Source organism: Rhodococcus sp. NPDC047139 (assembly GCF_040643435.1).
Lineage (GTDB): Bacteria > Actinomycetota > Actinomycetes > Mycobacteriales > Mycobacteriaceae > Rhodococcus.
Genome location: NZ_JBEYUH010000008.1, coordinates 40,299 through 58,925, shown reverse-complemented (window position 1 = coordinate 58,925; position 18,627 = coordinate 40,299). Strand labels below are relative to the sequence as shown.

Genomic DNA, 18,627 nt, shown 5'->3' with positions numbered 1-18,627 from the left:
CACCCTCACCACTCGCGACCCGCATGCGGGCCGGAAAATCTACCGCCGTTCCGGTCCCCGGGCGGGCCGACACGCCGCCTCGAAACGAGCGTGTGAAATCGCGACAAGTCCGACGCGAACACCACTAGTGTGTGCCGTAACTCACAACCGGGTCGGTGCAGGTCCGCGAGACCGCAGGACGTGGGAAGTGGGTTCGCAGGCGACGAACGGCCCCCGTGGCCGGATTCGCACGAGGAACCGGAGGTGGCATGAACGCTTTCGTACCGATCCTGGTACTCGGCGGTATCGCGCTTGCCTTCGCGATCTTCTCCGTCGCGGTGGCGAGTGTCGTGGGCCCGAGCGGATACAACCGCACCAAACTCGACGCCTACGAATGCGGCATCGATCCGACCCCCCAGCCGGTGTCGGGTGGGCGCTTCCCCGTGAAGTACTACCTCACCGCGATGCTGTTCATCATCTTCGACATCGAGATCGTCTTTCTCTACCCGTGGGCGGTCCACTTCGACGCGCTCGGCGCCTTCGGTCTCGCAGCGATGGCGTTGTTCATGTTCAACGTCTTCGTCGCCTACGCCTACGAGTGGAGAAGAGGAGGCCTGACATGGGATTGATCACCCGGTTGTCCGACCACCGGACATCCTGTGCGCGAACGGGTTACCCGGCCACGCGCTCGGCGGGAAGCCGCCTCGTCCGATCCGGGGGGAGGTGACCGACGATGGGCATCGAGGAGAAGGTTCCGAGCGGTTTTCTGCTCGGTACCGTCGAAACTCTCGCGGGCTTCGCTCGCAAGGGATCGCTGTGGCCCGCGTCCTTCGGGCTGGCCTGCTGCGCGATCGAGATGATGGCCACCGCGGGTGGCCGCTACGACATCGCACGATTCGGCATGGAGGCTTTCCGGGCCTCCCCGCGCCAGGCCGATGTGATGATCGTCGCCGGTCGCGTGAGTCAGAAGATGGCGCCGGCGCTGCGCCGTGTCTACGACCAGATGGTCGAGCCGAAGTGGGTGCTCGCAATGGGTGTGTGCGCCTCGTCCGGGGGAATGTTCAACAACTATGCGGTGGTGCAGGGTGTCGACCACGTAGTTCCCGTCGACATCTATCTCCCCGGCTGTCCGCCCCGGCCTGAGATGCTGCTCCACGCCATCCTCACCTTGCACGAGAAGATCGCGCAGATGCCCCTGGGCGTCAACCGGGACGAAGCGGTCCGCGCCGCGGAAGAAGCCGCCCTGGCACAGCGCCCGCTCATCGAACTGACGGTGCCACCGCGATGACCGACCTCGAACGCACAGAGTCCGGTGGCAACGACCGCACCGACGAGGTGATCGCCTTGCGTCGCGGCATGTTCGGGGTACGCGGGTCCGGTGACACCAGCGGCTACGGACGTCTCGTCAGCCGGGTGTCGCTTCCCGGCAGCACCGAGCGGCCTTACGGCGGCTACCTCGACGAACTCGTCGACACCCTCGAGAGTGTCCTCGACGAGCGCTCCGGCGGGGTCGACGCGGGATACGCCGACGCAGTCGAGAAGATCGTCGTGCACCGCCGGCAGATGACCGTCTTCGTCCGGCGCGAGCACCTGCCACTGGTGGCACGCACGCTCCGCGACCACCCGAGCCTTCGATTCGAGTTGTGCCTGGGAGTCGGCGGAGTGCACTACCCGCAGGAAACGGGACGCGAACTGCACGCCGTGTATCCCCTCGTCTCGATCACGCACAACCGCAGGCTGCGCCTCGAGGTCGCGATCCCCGACAGCGACCCGCACGTACCGTCGCTCTACCGGATCTATCCGACGAACGACTGGCACGAACGCGAAGCCTACGACTTCTTCGGGATCGTCTTCGACGGCCACCCGGCGCTCACCCGCATAGAGATGCCGGACGACTGGCGCGGGCATCCTCAACGCAAGGATTACCCTCTCGGCGGAATCCCGGTGGAGTACAAGGGCGCCCGGATCCCGCCCCCCGACGAACGGAGGGCCTACACGTGACGAGAGAACCTTCCGGCCCCGATGTGGCGTCCGTCGACGTCACGCTCACCGAATCCGACGAGACGACCGTCTTCGACGCCCTGGGCCACGACTGGGACGAGATCACCGCGGCCGTACGCGACAGTGGTGAGGACCGCATCGTCGTGAACATGGGACCGCAGCACCCGTCCACACACGGCGTCCTGCGGTTGATCCTCGAGATCGAAGGCGAGACCGTCACCGAGGCGCGATGCGGGATCGGTTATCTCCACACCGGTATCGAGAAGAACCTCGAGTACCGGAACTGGACGCAGGGCGTCACCTTCGTCACCCGCATGGACTATCTGGCTCCCTTCCACAACGAGGCGGCCTACTGCCTCGGTGTCGAAAAACTGCTCGGCATCGAGGATCTGGTTCCGGAGCGAGCCCAGGTGGTGCGGGTGATGCTCATGGAACTCAACCGTATCTCCTCACATCTGGTGGCCCTGGCGACCGGTGGCATGGAACTCGGCGCCACGACCCCGATGCTCTTCGGTTTCCGCGAACGCGAACTGATCCTCGACGTCTTCGAGACGATCACCGGACTGAGGATGAACCACTCCTACATCCGGCCGGGCGGACTCGCCCAGGACCTGCCGGACGAGGCCGCCCCGATGATCCGTCATCTTCTGGCACTGCTGCCGGGCCGGCTCTCCGATCTCGAAGCACTGTTCACCGACAATCCCATCTTCATCTCGCGTACCCGCGACATCGGCTGCCTCGACCTCACGGGGTGCATGGCACTCGGCGTCACCGGGCCGATACTGCGCTCGACCGGACTGCCTTACGACCTGCGGCGCGCCGAACCCTACTGCGGGTACGAGACCTACGAGTTCGACGTCGTGACCGCCGACGGATCGGATTGCTATGCGCGCTATCTCGTCCGGATCGGGGAGATGCGGCAGTCGCTGAGAATCGTCGAGCAATGCCTGGACCGGCTGCGTCCCGGGCCGGTCATGGTGCAGGACGGCAAGATCGCCTGGCCGTCGAAACTCGAACTCGGACCGGACGGACTCGGTAACTCACCCGAGCACATCCGCCGCATCATGGGCGAGTCGATGGAGGGCCTGATCCACCACTTCAAGCTCGTGACCGAAGGTATCCGGGTACCCGCGGGGCAGGTCTACGTCGGTGTCGAATCACCACGAGGCGAACTCGGCGTCCACATGGTCAGCGACGGAGGCACACGTCCGTACCGCGTGCACTACCGCGACCCGTCCTTCACGAATCTGCAGGCGGTCGCAGCGATGTGCGAAGGCGGCATGGTCTCCGATGTCATCGCCGCCGTGGCCAGCATCGACCCGGTGATGGGGGGAGTGGATCGATGAGCACCGAATTCGTCCGGACACCGGGCGCCGAGACCGCCGGGACAGCGGGTACCGACGAGACCACCGCCGCCGTGCCGATGACCGAACCGGCCGCACGCGAACCGGTCTTCGTGCCGCTCGGACCGCGACCCGACGAGGACACCTATCTCGCACCGCCCGGCGCGCCACGCCGGTATACCGGCGACGTTCGCGCCCGTCTCGACAGCGACGCCGACCGAATCGTCGCACGCTATCCGCACCCGCGGTCCGCGTTGCTGCCCTTGCTGCACCTCGTACAGGCCGAGGACGGTTACATCACACCGGCGGGAATCGACTTCTGCGCGCAGCGACTCGGGCTGACCGGTGCCGAGGTCGCGGCCGTGTCGACCTTCTACACCATGTACCGCCGCTCCCCGACGGGCCGCCATCACGTGGGGGTGTGCACGAACGCGCTGTGCGCGATCATGGGCGGCGACGAGATCTTCGCCGCGTTGTGCAGCCGCCTCGGTGTCGGACACGACGAGACCACCGCCGACGGTGCGATCACCCTCGAGCACATCGAATGCAACGCGGCCTGCGACTACGCCCCGGTGATGACCGTCGACTGGGAACTGTTCGACAACCGTACGGTCGACTCGGCGCTCGAGGTCGTCGACGAACTGTGTGCCGGTGAAAGACCCACCCCGACGCGCGGAGCCCCGCTGCGCACCTTCCGCGACACCTCCCGTCTGCTCGCCGGTTTTCCCGACGACAGGCCCGGCGCGCTTGCCGCCGCAGGTACCGCCGGCCCGGCCTCCCTCGCGGGTCTGGAGGTTGCGCGCGAACTCGGCATGCGGGTACAGGAACCCCGAGACGACTCCGCAACGACCGAACCGGCCGTCTCCGGCCTCGCACCCGTTCTCACTCGCTACTGGGACGAACAGCAAGCGTGGACGCTCGAGGCATATCGCGCCCACGGCGGCTACGAAGCATTGCCGCTCGCGCTCGGCACCGACCCCGACGCCGTGATCCGTGCCGTCAAGGACTCGGGACTGCGCGGCCGCGGAGGCGCCGGGTTCTCCACCGGCACGAAATGGTCGTTCATCCCGCAAGGCGACGACAAACCGCACTATCTCGTCGTCAATGCCGACGAATCCGAACCCGGTACTTGCAAGGACATCCCGTTCATGCTGGCCACTCCGCACGCACTCGTCGAAGGGGTCATCATCGCGGCGTATGCGATCCGTGCCCGGCACGCCTTCATCTATCTCCGTGGCGAGGCCGTGCCGGTCCTGCGGCGTCTGCACGCCGCGGTCGCCGAGGCCTACGACACCGGCTATCTCGGTCGCGACATCCTCGGTTCCGGTTACGACCTCGAACTCGTCGTCCACGCGGGTGCCGGGGCCTACATCTGCGGTGAGGAGACCGCACTGCTCGACTCCCTCGAAGGCCGCCGTGGTCAACCGCGCCTGCGCCCGCCCTTTCCTGCGGTGGCGGGCCTCTACGCGTGCCCCACTGTGGTCAACAATGTCGAATCCATCGCGAACGTCCCGCTCATCGTCCGCAACGGCGTGGACTGGTACCGCTCGATGGGCACCGAGAAATCACCGGGCTTCGCGCTGTTCTCCCTCTCCGGACATGTGACGAGGCCCGGCCAGTACGAGGCCCCGCTCGGCATCACCCTGCGACAGTTGCTCGGCTACGCAGGCGGCGTGCGCGCCGGACATCGGCTCAAGTTCTGGACCCCGGGGGGCTCGTCGACACCGATATTCACCGACGAGCATCTCGACATCCCACTCGATTACGAGAATGTCGCCGCTGCAGGTTCGATGCTCGGCACCCGCGCATTGCAGATCTTCGACGACACCACCTGCGTCGTCCGTACCGTGCTGCGCTGGACCGAGTTCTACGCGCACGAATCGTGCGGCAAGTGCACCCCCTGCCGCGAAGGCACCTGGTGGCTGGTGCAGATTCTCGAGCGACTCGAGCAGGGGCGGGGTACCGATGCCGACCTCGAGAAACTTCTCGACATCTCCGACAACATCCTCGGACGGGCGTTCTGCGCGCTCGGCGACGGTGCGACCAGCCCGATCACCTCGTCGCTGAAGTACTTCCGCGACGAGTATCTCGCGCACTTCGAACATGGTGGGTGCCCGTTCGACGCGCACCTGTCGGCGCTCGCCGCCGACACGAACGCCGAAGGAGATGAACGATGACCGCCGTCTCCGGTGCCGGGGCGGAGCGATCGGACACCACCGACCTGGTGAACATCACCATCGACGACACCGAGATCGCCGTCCCCAAAGGCACACTCGTGATCCGCGCCGCGGAACTCGTGGGCGTCCAGATCCCCCGATTCTGCGATCATCCCCTGCTCGAACCGGTGGGGGCGTGCCGACAGTGCCTCGTGGAGGTCGAAGGCCAGCGCAAACCGCTCGCCTCGTGCACCTCCGTGGTGACCGACGGAATGGTCGTGCGTACCCAGTTCACCTCACCGGTGGCGGACAAGGCCCAGCGCGGCGTGATGGAACTGCTCCTCATCAACCATCCGCTCGACTGTCCGGTGTGCGACAAGGGCGGGGAGTGCCCGCTGCAGAACCAGGCCATGTCGAACGGCCGGGCCGAGACCCGCTTCGAGGACACCAAACGTACATATCCGAAACCCATAGCGATCTCCGCGCAGGTGCTTCTCGATCGCGAACGATGCGTGCTGTGCGCCCGATGCACACGCTTCGCCGACCAGGTCGCAGGGGACCGATTCGTCGACATGCTCGACCGCGGTGCCCTTCAACAGGTCGGCATCTACACCGAGGAACCGTTCGAGTCGTATTTCTCCGGCAACACCGTCCAGATCTGCCCGGTCGGTGCACTCACGGGTGCCGCCTACCGTTTCCGCGCCCGCCCGTTCGATCTCATCTCCACCCCGAGTGTGTGCGAGCACTGCGCGAGTGGTTGTGCCCAGCGGACGGATCACCGCCGCGGAGCCGTGCTGCGCCGTCTCGCCGGGGACGACCCGGAGGTCAACGAGGAATGGAACTGCGACAAGGGTCGCTGGGCCTTCACTTACGCCACCGCGGACGACCGCCTGACAACCCCGCTCGTCCGCGACGACACCGGAACGCTCGTCGCCGCCTCCTGGACCGAGGCACTCGGCGTCGCCGCCAGGGGACTGTCTGCGGCGCACGGCAGATCCGCGGTCCTGACCGGAGGCCGGGTCACTGTCGAGGACGCCTACGCGTACGCGAAGTTCGCGCGAGCCGTGCTCGGCACCAACGACATCGACTTCCGCAGCCGAGCACTGTCGGACGAGGAGACGGCGTTCCTCGCCGCGAAGGTCGCCGGCCGTCGCCTCGAGGTCACCTACGGCCACCTGGACCGTGCTCCGGCAGTGCTGCTCGTCGGATTCGAACCCGAGGAGGAATCACCGATCGTCTTCCTGCGGCTGCGCAAGGCGGTTCGACGTAAGGGGCTGCAGGTGTTCGCTGTCGCACCCTTCGCCTCCCGCGGGCTGCTCAAGTTGTCGGGGCGGGTCACTCAGTGCGTACCGGGTGACGAGGCGCGTGCACTCGACACGATTCGCACAGGATCGGCCGTCGACGCAGCCGCGGCGCTCCGGCGGCCCGGAGCGGTCGTCCTCGTGGGGGAGCGGGCCGCAGGTTCGCCCGGCGCGCTGTCCGCGGCGGTTGCCCTGGCCGAGGAGAGCGGGGCCCACCTGGCCTGGATACCGCGCCGCGCCGGGGATCGCGGCGGTCTCGAAGCCGGCGCATTCCCCACCGTGTTGCCCGGCGGTCGCCCGCTCGCCGACCCGCAGGCACGTAGCGACATCGAATCGGCATGGGGTCTTGCGCCCGACTCGCTTCCGGCGACCCCGGGCCGTGACACGGCCGGGATCCTCGCCGCTGCCGCCGAGGGTGACGTGGGCGCGTTGCTCGTCGCAGGTGTCGATCCCGCCGACCTGCCCGACCCGGACGGCATCTGCGCCGGCCTCGATGCCGCGGAGTTCGTCGTGAGTCTCGAAGTGCGTCGTAGCGCGGTGACCGACCGTGCCGACGTGGTCTTTCCCGTGGCTCCCGTGGCCGAGAAGTCCGGCACCTTCCTCGACTGGGAGGGTCGGGAGCGCGCCTTCCCGGTCGCGCTCCGCGATACCGGAGCACTTCCCGACCATCGGGTGCTGGCCGCGATCGCCGAGGCGATGGAGTTCGACGTCGCCCTCGACGATCCCGAGATCCTGCGCCGCGAACTCACAGACCTGGGGACGTGGACGGGCGCCACCCCGGCGATGCCCGGAACAGCACCGCAGACTCGGCGGCGTCCCGTCCTCGGGGAAGCGGTCCTCGCCACCTGGCGGATGCTCATCGATGCGGGACGGCTGCAGGACGACGAGCCCCACCTCGCCGGGACGGCCCGCGCACCCGTCGCTCGCCTGTCCGCGGCGACGGCCGCCGAGATCGGCGCCGCCGAACATGACTCGCTCACCGTCTCCACCGAACGCGGGTCGATCACCCTCCCGTTGGTGTTCGACGATCTACCCGACCGGGTCGTCTGGCTGCCGACCGCGTCGCCGGGATCGATGGTTCACATCGATCTCGGGGTCACCGCCGGTGACGTGGTGCGGATCCGGGGCGGTGCGACGGCGAGCGCAGCACCAGCGGAGGGAGATCCGCAGTGACCGTTACCGCCCAGCAAACAGTGGACCTGTCGATGTTCGGCGTCGACCCGTGGTGGCTCGTCCTCACGAAAGCGCTGGCGATCTTCGCATTCCTCGTCCTGACGACCCTCGTGCTCATCCTCGCCGAACGCAAGGTCATGGCCTGGATGCAGATGCGGGTCGGCCCCGATCGTGTGGGACCGAAAGGACTGCTGCAGACCGTCGCGGACGGCCTGAAACTCGCCCTCAAGGAAGGCATCATCCCGGCGGGGGTGGACAAGCCGATCTATCTGCTCGCCCCGATCATCGCGACGGCGCCGGCGTTCATGGCGTTCGCCGTCATTCCGTTCGGGCCCGAGGTGTCGATCTTCGGTACGCGAACGCCGTTGCAGCTCACGGATCTTCCCGTCGCGGTCCTGTACGTCCTGGCGGTCACTTCGGTAGGCGTCTACGGCATCGTCCTCGCCGGCTGGGCCTCCGGATCGACCTACCCGCTGCTCGGCGGACTCCGTTCGACCGCCCAGGTCATCTCGTACGAGATCGCCATGGGACTCGCATTCGCGGCGGTCTTCCTCCAGGCGGGCACGATGTCGACCTCGGGCATCGTCGCCGCGCAGGGCGGGTTGTGGTTCGTCGTGCTGCTGCTCCCGTCGTTCCTGGTGTACTCGGTGTCGATGGTCGGGGAGACCAATCGCGCCCCCTTCGACCTGCCCGAAGCCGAGGGGGAGCTGGTGGGCGGCTTCCACACCGAGTACTCCTCGCTGCGGTTCGCGATGTTCATGCTCGCCGAGTACGTCAACATGGTCACCGTTTCCGCACTCGCGACCACCCTGTTCCTCGGCGGCTGGCACGCACCGTGGCCGCTGACTATGTGGAGCGGCGCGAACTCCGGTTGGTGGCCGCTGCTGTGGTTCGTCGTCAAGGTGTGGATCGTGCTGTTCGTCTTCGTGTGGTTGCGCAGCACACTGCCGAGATTGCGGTACGACCAGTTCATGGCGCTGGGCTGGAAACTGCTCATCCCGGTGTCGGTCGTGTGGGTGATGGTCGTGGCAGTGCTGCGTCTCCTGGCCGACGACGATGTCCTCCCCGGTACCGCGAGCATCATCGTCGCGGGCCTGCTGTCGACTGCGCTGTTGTTCGGCTACCTCACTGTGCGCGGACGTCGAACCCGCCGCGACGCCACAGCGGTCGAGCGGCCCGGACCCGACGAGGAGTTCGACGCCATGGCCGGTGGGTTCCCCGTGCCACCCATACCTGCTCGATCGACCACCCGGTCGAGTCCGCCCGCCTCGGCGGGCCGTTTCCCAGGAGGATCGTGATGGTCGAATTCCGCGGCCCACTGGCCGGTTTCGGTGTGACGCTCACGACGATGTTCAAGAAGGCCAACACCGAGGGCTATCCGGAGGAGAAGAAGCCCACCGCGCCCCGCTATCACGGACGGCACCAGCTGAACAGATATCCCGACGGACTCGAGAAGTGCATCGGTTGTGAACTGTGCGCGTGGGCGTGCCCGGCCGACGCCATTCACGTCGAAGGGGCCGACAACACCGAAGAGGAGCGGTACTCACCCGGCGAACGGTACGGCCGCGTCTACCAGATCAACTATCTGCGATGCATCGGCTGCGGACTGTGCATCGAGGCGTGCCCGACCCGTGCCCTGACCATGACCAACGAGTACGAGATGGCCGACGACAACCGCACCGACATGATCTACGAGAAGGATCGGTTGCTGGCCCCGCCGGCTCCCGGGATGCAACTGCCGCCGCACCCGATGGCCCCCGGCGCCACCGACGAGGACTACTACCGGGGCACCATCCCTCTCCCGGAGCAGGCATCGGTGACCGACGGGAAGGAACGCCCGTGACCACCGCTCTGCTCGCAGCCGAACTCACAACCACCTCCACCGGGGAAGCCGTGCAGTTCTGGATCCTCGGCGCGGTCGCGGTGCTCGGGGCCCTCGGCGTGGTCGTCGCCCCGAAAGCCGTGTACTCGGCGTTGTTCCTGGCCATGACGATGATCGTGCTCGCCGTCTTCTACATCGCGCAGGACGCACTGTTCCTCGGTGTCGTGCAGGTCGTGGTCTACACCGGGGCGGTCATGATGCTGTTCCTGTTCGTGTTGATGCTCGTCGGTATCGACTCGTCCGACTCCCTGGTCGAAACCATCAAAGGCCAGCGCGTCCTCGCGATCGTCGTGGCGATCGGGTTCGCGGTGATGCTCATCGGCGGCATCGGGAATACCGCGACCTCCGGTTTCGCCGGACTCGATGCGGCCAACGCCGGGGGCAATGTCGAAGGTCTCGCCGTGCTGCTCTTCATCGACTACGTCTGGGCGTTCGAGCTCACCGGGGCGTTGCTCATCACCGCCACCGTGGGGGCGATGGTGCTCGCACACCGCGAACGGTTGCAACCCCGGCAGACCCAACGAGAACTCGCCGAACGCCGGTTCCGCGAAGGGGAACGGGTCACACCGCTGCCCGCCGCGGGTGTCTACGCCCGCCACAATGCCGCCGACGTGCCGGCCCTGCTGCCCGACGGATCGTTCGCCGACCTGTCGGTCGGTGAACTCCTCGGCCGCATCGGCCGCGACTGGAATCACACCGATCTCGACCTGCGGCGACCCAGGGACGAGCAGGGGAGGGACCGGCGATGAACCCCGAGAACTACCTCTATCTGTCCGCACTGCTGTTCACCATCGGAGCAGTGGGAGTTCTCCTCCGGCGCAACGCCATCGTCGTGTTCATGTGCGTGGAACTGATGCTCAACGCCGCCAACCTGGCCTTCGTCACGTTCGCGCGGATGCACGGCAACCTTCACGGTCAGGTGTTCGCCTTCTTCACGATGGTCGTCGCGGCCGCCGAGGTGGTCGTCGGTCTGGCCATCATCGTGACCATCTTCCGGACGAGGCGATCCGCCTCGGTCGACAACGCCGACCTGCTCAAGTACTGACGACCCCGACGAGGACGGTGAGTGTGAGAGCCCACTACGAGCCGAGAGGACACGCGGCATGACTTCGTTCCTGAACTCGGCGCTGTGGACGATACCGGCACTGCCCCTCGCAGGGGCGTTCGTGCTCCTGCTCCTCGGTCGGCGTAGTGACGGATGGGGCCACCTGCTCGGATGTGCCACGGCGATAACGTCCTTCGTCGTCGGTGCAGTGATGTTCGTCGGGATGATCGGACTCGACGCGAGCGAGCGCCTCGCACAGCAGACGTTGTTCACCTGGGTTCCGGTCGGGAACTTGCAGGTCGATCTCGGGCTTCGGCTCGATGCGCTCTCGATCTGCTTCGTGTTGCTCATCACCGGCGTGGGTTCGCTGATCCACGTCTATTCGGTCGGGTACATGGCACACGATCTGGAACGCCGCAAATTCTTCGCCTACCTCAACCTCTTCCTCGCGGCGATGCTGCTGCTCGTCCTCGCCGACAATTTCCTCGTCCTGTATCTCGGATGGGAGGGGGTCGGTCTCGCCTCATACCTGCTCATCGGTTTCTGGCAGTACAAACCGGCCGCCGCGACCGCCGCGAAGAAGGCTTTCGTCGTCAACCGCGTCGGTGACATGGGATTGCTCGTCGCCCTCATGATCACCTTCGCCACCTTCGGCAGCCTGGATTACGACGTGGTGTTCGGCGCGATTCCCGGCGCCGACCGAGCTGTGGTGACGGCGATCGGTCTGTGCCTGCTCCTCGCCGCGTGCGCGAAATCCGCACAGTTGCCCCTGCAGTCGTGGCTGGGCGACGCCATGGAAGGCCCCACACCGGTCTCGGCGCTCATCCACGCCGCGACCATGGTCACCGCCGGTGTCTACCTCGTGGTGCGAGCGAACGCGATCTTCGACGCGGCACCCGCGGCGAGGCTTGCGGTGGTGATCGTCGGTGCGGCAACGCTGCTGTACGGGGCGGTCATCGGCTGCGCGAAGGACGACATCAAGAAGGCGCTCGCAGCATCGACGATGAGCCAGATCGGATACATGGTGCTCGCTGCCGGGCTCGGTCCGGCGGGCTACGCCTTCGCGATCCTGCACCTGCTTACTCACGGCTTCTTCAAGGCAGGGCTGTTCCTGGGCGCCGGTTCGGTGATGCACGCGATGAACGACGAGACCGACATGCGCCGTTTCGGCGGGTTGCGTACCGTCATGCCGATCACTTTCGTCACCTTCGGCCTCGGCTATCTCGCGATCATCGGGATTCCGCCGTTCTCAGGCTTCTTCTCGAAGGACAAGATCATCGAGGTGGCGTTCGCCGCGGGCGGGATCGAAGGCATCGCGCTGGGTGTGGTGGCGTTGCTCGGTGCCGGGCTGACCGCCTTCTACATGACCCGCGTGATGATCCTGACGTTCTTCGGCGACCGGCGATGGGCACCGGATACCACCCCCCACGAATCGTCGGCGGCGATGACCTGGCCGATGATCGCATTGGCCGTGGGCTCGGTGGGTGCCGGCGGGTTGCTGGTGCTCGGTGGCGCGCTGCAGCACTGGCTCGAACCCGTTGTCGGTTACGACCACCACGAAGGTGGTCTGCCGGTCTGGCTCGTCAGCACCCTCACCGTTGCGGTCGCGCTCGCCGGTGTCGCTGTGGCGTATCGGCAGTACGCGCGCGAACCGGTCCCCGAGACGCCACCCGAGGTGGTCTCGGCACTGACCGTCGCGGCGCGGCGCGACCTCTACGGCGACGCGGTGAACGAAGCGGTGTTCATGCGTCCCGGGTCCGAGATGGTGCGCGCGCTGGGCAGCGTCGAATCCGAGGGGATCGACGGATCGGTCACCGGCGCGGCCGCCGGGATCGGCGCGCTCTCGCGCCGGCTGCGCCGCCTGCAGACCGGCTTCGTCCGCTCGTACGCGCTGTACATGTTCGCCGGCGCGACAGCCGTGCTCGGCGCGCTCGTCCTGGTGACACTGTGATGGGGGTGTACTGGTGACCACCGTTCCCTGGCTCACGATCCTGTGGGTCCTACCACTGGCCGGAGCCGGCGTCGTCGCGGCTCTGCCCGCACGCAAGGGCGGCGCCGCCCGCGCGACCGCCCTGGCGTTGTCGGTCGCAGTACTGGTCGTCGGGGTGATGGTCGCCGCCGGATTCGATTCCGCAGGAGAACGTTTCCAGTTCGTCGAGTCGCACGAATGGATTCCCTCGTTCGGGGCCGGCTACCGACTGGGCGTCGACGGGATCGCCCTGGTACTGGTTCTGCTGACTGCAGCACTCGTTCCGTTGCTCCTGGCCGCCGGTTGGCACGACCACCGGGCCGCCGACGAGGAAGCCGGCACAGGTCGCTCGGCACACACCTATGCGGCGCTGATCCTGCTCGTCGAATCGATGGTGCTCGTCTCGTTCGTCTCCCTCGACATTCTGCTGTTCTACATCTTCTTCGAAGCGATGCTCGTCCCGATGTACTTCCTCATCGGCGGATTCGGCTCGCCGGGTACGGCCCGCGCGGATCGAGCGCGCGCTGCGGTGAAGTTCCTGTTGTACAACCTGCTCGGCGGGCTCGTGATGCTCGCCGCGCTGATCGGCCTGTACGTGGTCACCGCGCGGTCCGGGCTGGGGGAGTCGCCGGGAGTGGGCACCTTCGACATCCGGGTCGTCACCGCCGCTGCGACATCCGGCGAGCTCGACGCGACCCCGGCAGTGCTCGGTGCGCTGTGCCTCGGTTTTCTGATCGCGTTCGCGGTGAAAGCTCCACTGTGGCCGCTGCACGGGTGGCTGCCCGACGCGGCCGTTCGGACCACACCTGTAGCCGCGGTTCTCATGATGGCCGTGGTGGACAAGGTCGGGACCTTCGGAATGCTGCGTTACTGCCTGCAGCTCTTCCCCGACGCCTCGGTGACCTTCGCGCCGGTCGTGGTGACCCTCGCCGTCATCGGCATCGTCTACGGCGCCATGCTCGCCATCGGGCAGACCGACGTGATGCGGCTGATCGCGTACACCTCGATCTCACACTTCGGATTCATCGTCCTCGGCATCTTCGCACTGACCACACAGGGTCAGGCGGGCTCGACGCTGTACATGGTGAACCACGGAATCTCCACGGCCGCATTGTTCCTCATCGCCGGGTTCCTCGTTTCCCGGCACGGCAACCGCACGATCGCGGCATACGGCGGTGTGCAGAAGATCGCCCCGGTTCTCGCGGGGACCTTCCTCGTCGCGGGGCTGGCCACCCTCTCTCTTCCCGGACTCGCACCCTTCGTGAGCGAGTTCCTCGTCTTCGTCGGCACCTACCCCCGCTACGAAGTCGCTGCCGTGGTCGCGACACTCGCGCTGGTCCTGTCGGCGCTGTACGTGCTGTGGCTCTATCAGCGAATGATGGGTGGGCCGGTGCGTCTTCCCGGTGACGACGGTGTCGCCGAGCGTGACGCCCGGGTGCCCGACCTGGTGCCGAGGGAGATCGCAGTCGTGGCGCCGCTGATCGCATTGCTGCTCGTCCTCGGGATATACCCGAAACCGGCGCTCGACGTCATCACCCCTGCGGTCGACGACACCCTCGTCTCGATCGACATCTCGCAGCCCGAACCGGTGGTTCCCCCGGAGCGTTCCGTCGCCGAGAACGGCTCCACTGCAGGCGATCCCGAAGAAGGTGAAACGGAATGAACCCGTCCGAGGACATCGCCCTTCTTGCCGCCTCCCTTCCTGCCCCGCCGATCGACTACGGTCTGATCGCGCCGATCCTGATCGTGTTCGCCGCGGCAGTCGTCGGAGTACTCGTCGAATCCTTCGTGCCGGCCACCGCGCGGTATCCAGGCCACGTGATCCTGACGACGGTCGCGCTCGTCGCGGCGTTCGTCGCCGTCATCATGCTCGCCGGAACCCGTGCGACCACCCTGTCGGGTTCGGTCGTGATCGACGGGCCGGCCCTGTTTCTTCAGGGATCGGTCCTGATCGTGGCTCTGCTGTCGGTCGCACTGGTTGCGGAACGAAGTATCGAGCGGACTCGTGCAGAAGCTGTTTCGCCCGCCGCGGTGGGCGCGCACCTCGATGCGTTCGCACCCCAGGCATCGGCCGTCCCCGGTACTGCAGCAGAAAGACAGGCGCTCGCGGCGGGTGGCGCACGGACCGAGGTCTTCCCACTCCTGCTCTTCGCGGTCGGTGGGATGCTCGTCTTCCCGGCCTCGAACGACTTGCTGACGATGTTCGTTGCGCTCGAAGTGTTGTCGCTGCCCCTGTATCTGCTGTGCGGGCTCGCGCGGCGCCGCCGGTTGCTCTCCCAGGAATCGGCTCTCAAGTACTTCCTGCTGGGGGCCTTCTCGTCGGCGTTCTTCCTGTACGGGGTGGCCATGCTGTACGGCTACGCGGGGACCGTTCGGCTCAGCGGTATCGCCGAGGCCTTCGACGCAGGGACAGGCAGCGAGACCACGGCGCTCGTCGGAGTGGGTCTGTTGTCGGTGGGGCTGCTGTTCAAGGTCGGTGCCGTGCCCTTCCACTCGTGGACACCCGACGTCTATCAAGGGGCTCCCACTCCGGTCACGGCGTTCATGGCGTCCGCGACGAAGATCGCCGCCTTCGGTGCACTGCTGCGTGTGCTCTACGTCGCGGTACCCGGTATGGCCGAGCAGTGGCGTCCGATCATGTGGGCCGTGGCCATCGCGACGATGGTCGTCGGCGCAGTGCTGGCGGTGACGCAGAACGACATCAAACGCATGCTCGCGTACTCGGCGATCAGTCATACCGGATTCATCCTCACCGGCGTCGTGGCGGGCACCCCTTCGGGTGTGTCGTCCACCCTGTTCTATCTGCTCGTCTACGGCATCGGGACCGTCGGTGTGTTCGCCGTCGTGACCGTGGTCCGCGACCCCGACGGCGAGGCGTGGGAGCTGTCGCGGTGGGCCGGCGTCGGCCGACGCTCACCGATTCTCGGTGGAGCCTTCGCACTGTTTCTGCTGTCGATGGCCGGTATCCCGCTCACGAGCGGATTCATCGCGAAGTTCGACGTGTTCGACGCGGCGATCTCGGGGGGTGCGGCCCCGCTCGTGATCGTCGGTGTGCTCGTCAGCGCGGTCGCTGCGTACTTCTACGTGCGTGTGATCGTGCTGATGTTCTTCACCGAACCGACGTCCGACGCACCGCGCCTTGCCACCTCGACCGTAGCCACGAACGCGGCCATCACGTTCGCGGCCGTGGCGACGGTGCTGCTCGGCATCATGCCGCAACCGGTCCTCGATCTTGCCGAGCGAGCGGCAGCGTTCGCGTTCTGACTCGGCGACCGTCGGAGCGTTCACGAGGGTATGGACGCGGCCGATCGTCGCCCCTCGGGCGGACCCGTATCGTTGAAGTATCGATTGTGACGACACGGTGGAGGAGTGCTCGATGGGAATGTTCGGCAAGGTCATGAAGAGCGCTGCAGCCGCCAAGGCGATCCAAGTCGTCCGACGCGAGGCGGCCAAGCCGGAGAATCAGCGCAAGGCCAAGGAAATGCTCACCAAGCTGAAGCAGCAGCGTCGCGGCTCGCACTGATTTCGAGATCGGAACGGTGATCGCGGTCGTCGCCGCGCGAGATGCGACCGCGTCACCGGAACGGGGAGAAGGTCAACCGTGCTGCGGTTCTTCCTCGTCGGTTTTCTCGGCCTGATCCTGGTGATGGTCGGTGTTGTCGCGGCGGTCGGAGGCTGGGGCTGGTGGGTCCTGGTTGTCCTCCTGGCTTTCCTGCTCGGAGTAGGGATCTACGATCTGGTCCAGCGACGGCATTCGGTGCTGCGCAACTATCCGGTACTCGGCCACATGCGGTATCTGCTCGAGAGTGTGCGTCCGGAGTTGCAGCAGTACTTCGTCGAACGGAACTTCGACGGGCGTCCGTTCGACAGGGACGTGCGTACTGTCGTCTACGAGCGCGCAAAGGGCATCCACGGAGAGTTGTCGTTCGGAACCGAGCGTGACGTCTACGAGATCGGCTACGAGTATCTGGTGCATTCGACAGCGCCGGTACCCGAACCCGACGCCCCACCCCGCGTGATCATCGGAGGCCCCGAGTGCACCCGGCCGTACTCGATGTCGCTGCTGAAGGTCTCGTCGATGAGTTTCGGCGCACTGTCCGCCAACGCGATCCGCGCCTGGAATTCCGATCCACCGCCTACCTGGGCAGCAAATCGGCATGCGGCGTCACCGGATTCGTTCCGCCCCGGGCCGGTCGCGACAGGTCGGTGAACGGGCTTACGGTTCGTCGCCCGGTCCTCGCGATCGCTGCTGCTTCACAAGCGTGAACTGCTGGACGTCGATGAGGCGACGCCGGAAATTCTCGGCACAGCCGGTGAGATATTTGATGTACCGCTGGTAGACCTCTTCGGACGCCATTCGCACGGCGTCGTCATGACGGGATTCGAGGGCACGCGTCCACATGTCGAGGGTACGGGCGTAGTGCGGTTGCAGAGACTCGATGTTCTGCACCCAGAAGTTGTGACGTTGTGCGCCGGTGATGACCAGATCCCGTTCGGGGAGCTGCCCTCCGGGGAAGATCTCTCTCAGGATGAAGCGCAGGAACAGTGCGTCCTCGCGATAGACCGGCACCTTCATGGTCTCGAGTTGGTCGCGGGAATGGCCGACGATGGTGTGCAGCAGCATTCGGCCGTCGTCGGGCAGAATGTTCGAGGTGCGGTCGAAGAAGGTGTCGTATCGCTGACGGCGGAAATGCTCGAAGGCTCCGATGCTCACGATCCGGTCCACGGGTTCGTCGAAGTCCTCCCACCCCTGCAAGCGGACCTCGGCACTACGGCCACCGGACGACATCTGTGACAGCAGGCCCGAGACGTGCTCGTACTGGTTGCGGCTCAACGTCAAACCGATGACGTCGACGTCGTATCGTTCCGCCGCCCGCAGCATCGTCGAACCCCATCCGCAGCCGATGTCCAGCAGCGTCATTCCGGGTCGGAGGTCGCACTTCCGGAGGGCGAGGTCGACTTTCGCGAGCTGGGCTTCCTCGAGGGTCATGTCGTCGCGTTCGAAGAAGGCACAACTGTACGTGCGGGTGGGATCGAGGAACAGTTCGAAGAATTCGTCGGACAGGTCGTAGTGGGATTGGACCTTCTCATAGAAGGGGGTGAGCTTCTGCATTCGGACCTACTCTCCGTAAGCAGTGGTACGAGAGTCCTGGTGTCGGCGCCGGATGCGTCCGCCGAAGAGTGCACCGTGACCTTTCAATAGTGATCCGGCACAGTCCCGGCCACAGCAGAACGGCGAATTGCGGCACAGATGTCCGGTTCCCGATCACAGGGCGCGCTGTTCGACGCTGCGTGGACTCAACCGGCACAGGCGGACGTTCCTCCGCCGACGGAGCTGATGTCGAGGGCGCGTCCGAGGGCGATGATGTCGGCGGTGCTGGGGCACGTGATGTTCAGGGCCTGACCGTCTACGGGCACGGACAGCGGATACGCCGCATCGACGCGAGTGCCGTGCCAGTACAAAGGATCCGGTGATCCCGGCACGTTCGAGACGATCACGTTGAAGGGTGGCCGGGGAAGACCGCGATTGTGGGTGAGATCCGCCTCGCCCACGCAGTGCTCGATGCACGGTTCCTGCGAGGGCAGGCACGAAGCCGGTCGCCTCGGCCGACACAGTCCGCGCTGCGTGCATCGCGGCGTCCGGAAGATCGAGCGTGGGTGGGGTCGAGTGTGGGCCATCCGGAGCATCCAACGGTGCCCACGGCGCCTGCATCCCGTTCGTTCGGGGTGTGCCGAGTGTGAACGTCCGATTTGCCACCAAGACGAGGATTACTGCCC

At 66.3% G+C, this 18,627-nt stretch carries 15 protein-coding genes and 2 pseudogenes; 15 read left to right on the top strand and 2 right to left on the bottom strand.

All coding sequences use genetic code 11. The features are described from left to right. The first annotated feature begins 248 nt into the window (after window positions 1–248). From ABZ789_RS12510 to ABZ789_RS12440, 15 genes and pseudogenes are all read left to right on the top strand, one after another. A complete protein-coding gene (locus ABZ789_RS12510) occupies window positions 249–608 on the top strand; it encodes an NADH-quinone oxidoreductase subunit A (RefSeq protein ID WP_358424022.1) in 360 nt (119 codons plus the stop codon). A 104-nt stretch (window positions 609–712) separates the two neighbouring features. Beyond that, window positions 713–1,267: an NADH-quinone oxidoreductase subunit B family protein gene (locus tag ABZ789_RS12505; protein WP_358424020.1), complete on the top strand. Its 555-nt coding sequence runs from the start codon at window positions 713–715 to the stop codon at window positions 1,265–1,267. Then, window positions 1,264–1,980, top strand: coding sequence for an NADH-quinone oxidoreductase subunit C (locus tag ABZ789_RS12500; RefSeq protein ID WP_358424018.1), 717 nt, complete (start codon window positions 1,264–1,266; stop codon window positions 1,978–1,980). Before ABZ789_RS12505 ends, ABZ789_RS12500 begins: the two co-directional genes overlap by 4 nt. Window positions 1,981–2,060: 80 nt before the next feature. Continuing rightward, window positions 2,061–3,326 (top strand): NADH-quinone oxidoreductase subunit D, encoded by a 1,266-nt coding sequence (locus ABZ789_RS12495; RefSeq protein ID WP_358424293.1) that lies wholly within the window; start codon window positions 2,061–2,063, stop codon window positions 3,324–3,326. Beyond that, on the top strand, window positions 3,323–5,500 hold the full coding sequence (gene nuoF / locus ABZ789_RS12490) for an NADH-quinone oxidoreductase subunit NuoF (protein WP_358424016.1): 2,178 nt from the start codon (window positions 3,323–3,325) through the stop codon (window positions 5,498–5,500). The genes ABZ789_RS12495 and nuoF overlap by 4 nt, the downstream gene beginning before the upstream one ends. Beyond that, a complete protein-coding gene (locus ABZ789_RS12485) occupies window positions 5,497–7,953 on the top strand; it encodes an NADH-quinone oxidoreductase subunit G (protein WP_358424014.1) in 2,457 nt (818 codons plus the stop codon). Before nuoF ends, ABZ789_RS12485 begins: the two co-directional genes overlap by 4 nt. Window positions 7,954–7,985: 32 nt before the next feature. After that, window positions 7,986–9,251: an NADH-quinone oxidoreductase subunit NuoH gene (gene nuoH, locus ABZ789_RS12480; RefSeq protein ID WP_358424291.1), complete on the top strand. Its 1,266-nt coding sequence runs from the start codon at window positions 7,986–7,988 to the stop codon at window positions 9,249–9,251. Next, the gene (nuoI, locus tag ABZ789_RS12475; RefSeq protein ID WP_358424289.1) at window positions 9,251–9,796 is read left to right on the top strand and encodes an NADH-quinone oxidoreductase subunit NuoI; all 546 of its coding nucleotides are present in this window, start codon (window positions 9,251–9,253) and stop codon (window positions 9,794–9,796) included. Before nuoH ends, nuoI begins: the two co-directional genes overlap by 1 nt. Next, entirely contained in the window at window positions 9,793–10,584 is a 792-nt protein-coding gene (locus ABZ789_RS12470) for an NADH-quinone oxidoreductase subunit J (RefSeq protein WP_358424012.1), read from the top strand. Before nuoI ends, ABZ789_RS12470 begins: the two co-directional genes overlap by 4 nt. Further along, complete coding sequence (gene nuoK, locus ABZ789_RS12465; protein ID WP_006554035.1) at window positions 10,581–10,880, top strand: NADH-quinone oxidoreductase subunit NuoK; 300 nt, start codon at window positions 10,581–10,583, stop codon at window positions 10,878–10,880. Before ABZ789_RS12470 ends, nuoK begins: the two co-directional genes overlap by 4 nt. Window positions 10,881–10,938: 58 nt before the next feature. Beyond that, window positions 10,939–12,831 carry an NADH-quinone oxidoreductase subunit L gene (gene nuoL, locus ABZ789_RS12460; RefSeq protein ID WP_358424009.1) on the top strand — a complete coding sequence of 631 codons (1,893 nt, stop codon included), beginning with the start codon at window positions 10,939–10,941 and terminating at the stop codon, window positions 12,829–12,831. A 13-nt stretch (window positions 12,832–12,844) separates the two neighbouring features. After that, the gene (locus ABZ789_RS12455; protein WP_358424007.1) at window positions 12,845–14,512 is read left to right on the top strand and encodes an NADH-quinone oxidoreductase subunit M; all 1,668 of its coding nucleotides are present in this window, start codon (window positions 12,845–12,847) and stop codon (window positions 14,510–14,512) included. Continuing rightward, entirely contained in the window at window positions 14,509–16,113 is a 1,605-nt protein-coding gene (gene nuoN, locus ABZ789_RS12450) for an NADH-quinone oxidoreductase subunit NuoN (protein ID WP_358424005.1), read from the top strand. The genes ABZ789_RS12455 and nuoN overlap by 4 nt, the downstream gene beginning before the upstream one ends. Before the next feature lie 112 nt (window positions 16,114–16,225). Then, complete coding sequence (locus ABZ789_RS12445) at window positions 16,226–16,372, top strand: hypothetical protein (RefSeq protein ID WP_358424003.1); 147 nt, start codon at window positions 16,226–16,228, stop codon at window positions 16,370–16,372. 78 nt (window positions 16,373–16,450) lie between these two features. Then, a pseudogene (locus ABZ789_RS12440) lies at window positions 16,451–16,972 on the top strand (FMN-binding glutamate synthase family protein); the annotation flags it as partial. A 93-nt stretch (window positions 16,973–17,065) separates the two neighbouring features. On the opposite strand, the gene ABZ789_RS12435 reads toward ABZ789_RS12440, so the two are convergent. Both ABZ789_RS12435 and ABZ789_RS12430 read right to left on the bottom strand, forming a co-directional pair. Continuing rightward, entirely contained in the window at window positions 17,066–17,962 is an 897-nt protein-coding gene (locus tag ABZ789_RS12435) for a cyclopropane mycolic acid synthase family methyltransferase (RefSeq protein ID WP_358424001.1), read from the bottom strand. 239 nt (window positions 17,963–18,201) lie between these two features. After that, window positions 18,202–18,363: pseudogene (locus ABZ789_RS12430) on the bottom strand (WS/DGAT domain-containing protein); the annotation flags it as partial. Window positions 18,364–18,627 lie beyond the last annotated feature (264 nt).